This is a genomic window from Candidatus Vampirococcus lugosii, assembly GCF_018420025.1.
In the GTDB taxonomy this organism is placed as follows: Bacteria; Patescibacteriota; Gracilibacteria; order Absconditabacterales; family Absconditicoccaceae; genus Vampirococcus; species Vampirococcus lugosii.
Window position 1 is genome coordinate 1 of the sequence record NZ_JAEDAM010000052.1, and the last position, 6,953, is coordinate 6,953.

The 6,953-nt window shown below is 22.2% G+C and carries 4 protein-coding genes; all 4 read right to left on the bottom strand.

Going from position 1 to position 6,953, the window contains the following annotated elements:
* Positions 1–525: 525 nt before the first annotated feature.
* Genes VAMP_RS03890 through VAMP_RS03905 form a run of 4 tightly spaced genes read right to left on the bottom strand, consistent with a single transcriptional unit; the run spans position 526 to position 6,672 of the window.
* Positions 526–2,676 carry a hypothetical protein gene (locus VAMP_RS03890; protein WP_213349528.1) on the bottom strand — a complete coding sequence of 717 codons (2,151 nt, stop codon included), beginning with the start codon at positions 2,674–2,676 and terminating at the stop codon, positions 526–528.
* A complete protein-coding gene (locus VAMP_RS03895; RefSeq protein ID WP_213349531.1) occupies positions 2,666–3,790 on the bottom strand; it encodes a hypothetical protein in 1,125 nt (374 codons plus the stop codon). Before VAMP_RS03895 ends, VAMP_RS03890 begins: the two co-directional genes overlap by 11 nt.
* A gap of 12 nt (positions 3,791–3,802) precedes the next feature.
* The gene (locus VAMP_RS03900; protein ID WP_213349534.1) at positions 3,803–6,307 is read right to left on the bottom strand and encodes an Hsp70 family protein; all 2,505 of its coding nucleotides are present in this window, start codon (positions 6,305–6,307) and stop codon (positions 3,803–3,805) included.
* Between the two features lie 11 nt (positions 6,308–6,318).
* Positions 6,319–6,672, bottom strand: coding sequence for a hypothetical protein (locus VAMP_RS03905; protein WP_213349537.1), 354 nt, complete (start codon positions 6,670–6,672; stop codon positions 6,319–6,321).
* Positions 6,673–6,953: the final 281 nt, after the last annotated feature.

Genomic DNA, 6,953 nt, shown 5'->3' on the forward strand with positions numbered 1-6,953 from the left:
TAGGTTCAAATATTCTATTTATAGACATTAACATAATCTCATTTTTATATTTTTTGATTTTGGAGGTAATTCAGAAAGATTAGCTATATTTCTATGTTTTACTTTTTTTGTATCTTTATCTCTAAAAGATACAACAATATTAATAATTGATATAAGTTTTTCAATTATATTTATGAGTACTTTTTTTAATAAACATATTATGATTATTACACTTAAAATAATAAAAGATAAGAAATAATATATTTTATTATAATTAAAAAAGTTATAATTTCAAGAGAAGCCATAATAATAATCGCCACTACAAAACGCATTTTTAAATTCTTTTTCTTTAGTTCTTAACTTGTTTTTGCTATTTTTTATTTACAAAGATGAGATTAATATCAAGAAATAGGTATAAAAATTTATCGTTAGATAATTTATATACCTCAGTAAAAAATAGTTTATCAATTCTATTTTTAATTTCTGTTAAATCTCAGATTATATATCAGTTATATAATAGTGGTTTATCCATAATAGTTTTATATATTAGTTACAAGAACAACTTTCGTTAAGTTTTTTATTCCTTTCTTCAATCAAATTATTCATACTATCAACTTTTGCATTATATCTATTAACTGAATTATCACTATATTGGTTAACATACATATTATCAATTTCTAATTGTAAACTATTTATTTGTTTATCTAAAGAAGATGTATCTAAGGATATTGGACAAGTGTAATCTCATGAAGTACACCAACAGTAATTATCTTTTTCATGATATCAAATGTCACACTTCCAAGCATTATAGTTATCTTCAGGAACACAATACGCATGTTCAGGCTTAGTATATTCTATTCAATTTAATATACATTTATTAGAGTTACTATCTGTACTATTATTTGAAAATAAAGTATTTATATCATCATTAGTGTAATCAGTATCATTTGTATAAGTATTACTTGATGAGTAATTATTAGAAGAAGAACTATAATTTGAATTATTAGATGCATCATCAGAAAAAACTGAAATAAGAATAAATATTCAAGTTAAAATAAGACATATCAATCACACCCATCATGACCATCAATTATTATTTTTTTTATTTATAATGAATCTACTTAATGCTCAATATGTAATAGAATCAACATAAAAAATAAAAAAATAACCATCTTCTTCAGATAATTTTTCTAAAGCATCTGCTCTAATTGTATCTATATGATCAAAGACTTCTTTTGCATTTAGCTTTCATGTTTCTACTTTAGAAAGATATGCCCTTATATTATTTAATATATTATCTAATCATTCTGGATTAATTCATTCAAATAATTCGATATTATTTTTAGCTAATTCTTCTACTTTATTAAAATATTTTATAGCTTTGGGGTAATTTTCTGATTCAAATTCTTCTTTTCAATTTAAAAATATTTTTCATAATAGTCAAAAAACTGCTCTTTTTTTTAAATTTTTTAAATATATTTGATCCTCTTTATTAAATTTTTTATTTTCTAGTTCCTCAATTTTTTTTGAAGCTCATATAAAGTCTTCATCATCTAATAATTGAATAATTGGTTTTAACTTTATATTTGCTGTAATAGTCTTATAATCTTCATTTATCTTATGTTTTAATCAATCAGTACCTACTATATCAATTGCATAATTTAAAACTTTCAAAGCTTCATCTTCTTCATTTAACTCATTGTTTAAATCAAGCATAATAGTCCTAAAAGCTTCTGCTACTGTATCTCTGATTATTAAAGTTTTACTATCATCATATAATCATAAATCTTCTAATTTTCTTAGTAATTGAGTTATGTCATAATGTATTTTTTTTACCTTTGCTTTTTCATCATCATCAAATACTCAATCCTCACTAATATTCATTTCTTCTAATTCTCTTGAAAGTTTACCTAAATCTAGATAAATTTTTTCAACTTGTTCATTAGTCTTATTTCATTTAGTATTTTTGAAATATTTATGAAATTTTTTCAAAATCGAATCATCTCATAATTTTGTAGATATATCATAAAAAATATTTGATAAATGCTTACCTAAATCTTTTCTAAATTCAGAAATTAAGTCTTTGTTAGTTGATATATCATCAAATAATAAATACTTTTTTTCAAACATTTTCCAAAACTTATCATCATCTTGTATCTCTTTAAATAGAGTTAAAGAATTTTCAACATATTCAGAATAATCAGAATTAATACTAGGATCTAACAATAATAAAGTGTATAATATTGCTAAATTCTTTTTATTATTAGATTTTTTAAATAAATCTATAGCATTATTATAATTTTTAGTATTATAAATTGAGAAAATATTTTTATCATCATCATTTTCAATATCAAACCAGAAAAAGGTATTTAATATTTTTTCTTTAGGATTAGTTAAACTATCTAATGCAGATTTTACATATATTTCATTTCTATACTCATGTGTAAAATATAAATCATTTTCATAATCAGGCACTTCTCATATAGCTAAATATTTTAATACATCTTTAGCTCTTTTTGATATTTGTTTTTGATTAGAAGAAGTATCTAGTCATAAAATATTATAACTATTATTAATTAATGGATTATTTACAATAACATAATCTTTTTTAATTGATTCAGCACAATATTCACACCTAACTGAATCTCTATCAATTTCCTCATCACAGTAAGGGCATTTAATTAAATTATCATTCATAGTTATTTATTATAAAATTATTTATTATAAAATCTCAATCACTTTTAACATTTTGTTTATTTTCTCACCAAATATATATATTTTCAAAATCTAAACCTTTTCCTCAGAATATTGCATAATAATAATATATATCTCCATCAATATCAACTTCATATGAAAATTTATAAAAAGTATATCAATCGATTTTTCTAATATCACTTTCTATATTCTCTCATCAAATTGATAGAATATATGATTTTAATCATAATCTAATTTGTTCATTATTTATATCATCAGAGTATATTTTAGCTGTTTCCTCATCTACTTTCTCAGGAATAAATAAAGTATAATTTCATTTATTAGTTAAAAATCATTTATTTGCATCTTCATTAATCTGAGACAAGGTTTTACTATCTAATTCTTCATTAATTAATAGACTAGAATTATTAATAATTAGCCATTTATTAATAAAATATTGCGCATTTATTTCTTTAACTTTTTCAGCTTCATCTGAATAACCTTGAAATGCAATAAATGCTATAGTTCATAATATTGTAAAAAGGTAAATACTAACTAACCAAATTAATATATTATTTTTTTCTGCTTTACTTTTCTTTACAAAAATTAATAGAAGTAATAAATATAAGTCATAAAAAGGCACTAATAGTCATAATGAATACCATCAACTTCTTCATAGATTTTTAAATCTAAAAATTGAGAGTATAATTAATCATAAAGTATATATTAATCATCAAGATCATTCTTCTCAAATTTCAAGTATTATTCATACTATAAATAATAATATAAATCATAAATTAAACCATAATCTTTTTAGTCATCCATCTTTTTCTTCTTCTATGTTTTGTTTATTCATGCCAATATTTTTTTCTTTATCTTCCAATTTCTCATTATTTTCTTTAATCTCTTCTTTTTTTTCTATTTTTTGTACTTCTGTAGATTTAACTTCTTCTTGTTTGTTATTAATATTAGTTTTCTCTTGCTTTTTATGTTTAAGTTCAGTTTTTTCTTCTTTTATCTCTTCCTTTTTTTCAACTCAAGTAAACCATTCTCAACAATATCTACATTTTTTGGCTTTATCTTGAACTTCTTCTTTACAATAAGGACATTTTTTCATATTTATATTTGATTAATAAAGAGTAATTCCAGAAAGATTACCTCCTTCTATTCTTCATAATTCATCTTTAGGTAATAGTTTAAACAATTCTCTAACAACTGTAGCTAATTCATCTTTATTATTATTTTTCAAAGCATTTTCTCATTTTTTGAAATAATAATCAGCATCATCTTCGCTATTAAAGTTATATCAACCAAATTTTAAATCATTATACATTCTTTCCCACCATTCTATAGTTTCCATTAATATAGATGTTCTTAATCCATCTAATTGTTCATTTATTGATGAAAGTAAAATTTTATCTTGAGTATCTATTGCTTTTTTTCATCAGTTTTTTACTGTTTTATATCTAACAACTAATTCTTGAGCTTTATAATCATTAGTTTTTTCCATCTCATCAATGACTCAATCTAATATTTCTGTTAATTCATTAAATAATTTTTCTTGAATATCAAACTCAGTATTTTTTTCTAAATTATCTATTTTAACTTTGAAATCTTTTAATTTTTTATTAGCTTTTCTTTTTTCATCCTCATCATTATTAGCATTATTAACAGTTCATTCTAAATATGAAATTTCCTCATCAATTTCTTCTTTTTGAGTAGGTGTAAAACTAGCTCTAATTTTAGCATATCTTTCTTGTTCTCAATCTAAGTCTTTTTTTAATAGTCATAAATCAATTTCTTCATTTAATGTTGTAGTACGAACATTTAAAGATAAATCAATTGAAGATATATATGCTTTTACTGATAATTGCCTTGAAGTATCAACCTCAATAGTTACTTCAACAGGAGTTCATGCTTCTAAATCATAAGGGATTTTTTCTCATGAAATACCTAAATCACATATAAATTGATTTCTATCAGGATTTTCTGATTCTCATTCATACACTTTTATTGGTAGAGCATTAGTAGACTCTCCTTTTATTAAACTTTTACTAGTTTTAAATTCAATTGTTTTAGATAAAGGTAGTTTTGAATTTTTTTCAAAAAACCAATACATTTCATCTTTCCAAGATAAACCATTATTTTGTTTAGCAATTGATACTCAAATATTATATGGTATAGGAATACTTCAAACAGATAATCATTGTGAAATAGTAAAGCTATCATTATTTAATTCTAAAGTGTTTCATTTAGAATCAATAAGATAAATCATATAATTATTGGTTTTTCATGCTTCTAATTTTATATTAGCTATAAACTTACCATTTTTTATTAGGATTTTATTACTAGAATAATATCAACTTTCACTCTGTATTTGTATAAAAAATTCTTCATCTTCATTTAATCACTCAATGATTCAACTTACCATTTCTTCATTTTCAGATGAGACAGCTTCATAGTTTAATTTAATATTATATGAATCTAGACATACTTTATTATTTTCTTTGAATTCATCTTTAATAATTTGATTTGATGCATAAATAGCTCCTCCTTTAGAAACTACTGTTAAAGGATCTACACTAGAGTCCACTTCTATTCAAAATTCTTTTTCAAGTCTATCCTTAATTATAGGAGATTGAGTACTTCATCATACTAATACTATTTTTTCAATAGAGTTTTTATCTACTCATGATTCATTTATAGTTTCTTTTACTAAAACTAAAGATTTTTTCACAAAAGGTTCAACTAATTTTTCAAAATCTTTTTTAGTTATAGTTATATTTAAATAAATTTCATTTCCATTATCATCTTCTCATACTTTATCAATTTCAACATTAACCTCATTATCATAAGTCAACATTTTCTTTGTATTTTCAGCTAATCATTTAAGTATATTAAATACATTTTTATACTTTTCATTTCATCTAGAAAAATTTAATAAAGAGAATTTTTCTGTTATTTTAGGTATAAAGATATTATCTACAATTGCCCAATCAAAATCTTTTCATCATAAAAAATTATCTCATTTACTAGATAAGATATTTAACAATCAATCTTTTGATTGAATTAATGCTGTATCAAATGTTCATCCTCATAAGTCATAAACTAACCAATTAGTATTTTGTTCTTTTCAAAATCAATATGCTATAGCTGCAGCGATAGGTTCTTGCAACAAGACTACTTGTTTAAATCATGCCAATTCTCAAGACCTTTTAGTAGCTTCTGACTCTAAAGTTGAAAAATGTGCAGGAATTGTTATAACAGCTCCTATAGTATTAACTTCAGGATATTTTTTTAATACAGTACTTTTAAGATACTTTAATAACTCAGCTGAAATTTCCTCAGCTTTCATATTTTTATCTACTCTAGGAAAAAATGTTATTTCAGGAGTTCACATTAACCTTTTTACTTCTGCTTTAAAATTTTGTATATCTCATTTATCAGCATATTTGAAGAGTTTTTCATAAGCTCTTTTTCACACCAGAGGATTATTTGCTTTATCATATCAAAAAACAGATGGTGTGAATTCATCCATTTCAAAATTTTTAATAATTTCTATATTTCAACAATTATTATATGCTATTGCTGAATTTGTAGTTCAAAGATCAATTCATATTTGAATAGTAGACATATTTTATATGGTTAAGGTGTAAATTTATAAACAATGATTTTTGCTTGTTTTATTATATTTCAGTTATTTATCACAGCAGGTTCTATAGTATCTTTTATTATTCAATCTAATTCAGGAAAATTAGTATCTTCAGTAGCTTTTAATTCATAAAAATTTATTTCTTCTGAATATTTTTCTCATGAAAATCACTTTAGTTCAATATCCAAATCTTTTATAAATTTCTTTAATCTATCTAAACTTACAGAAATTTTTTCGTTATCTTGATCTTTTAAATAAACAATCTTAGAGATTTTTTCTCCTAATCTCCATATATCAACTGATAAATTAATCAATTTATTGATATCTATATTTTTATTATCTTTCATAAATTTTATTAATTTTTAAATATATTATATATAATTATTTTAATCAAAAATTCCAAAGACTTTTTACCTTATTTTTTTATCCCCCCCATTTTTTCGAGCGATAGCGAGATTTATATAAATATTATACCTTATTAAAAGACCTATAAAGCAATATCGCACAACTAATTTTTAAATATTTATTATTTAATAGTAAATGATCTAATAGTATTATAAATATTTTCTTGTACTACAGATTTAAAATCTATTGTTGATAATTCTCATTTTTTAAAAAGTTTGGATAA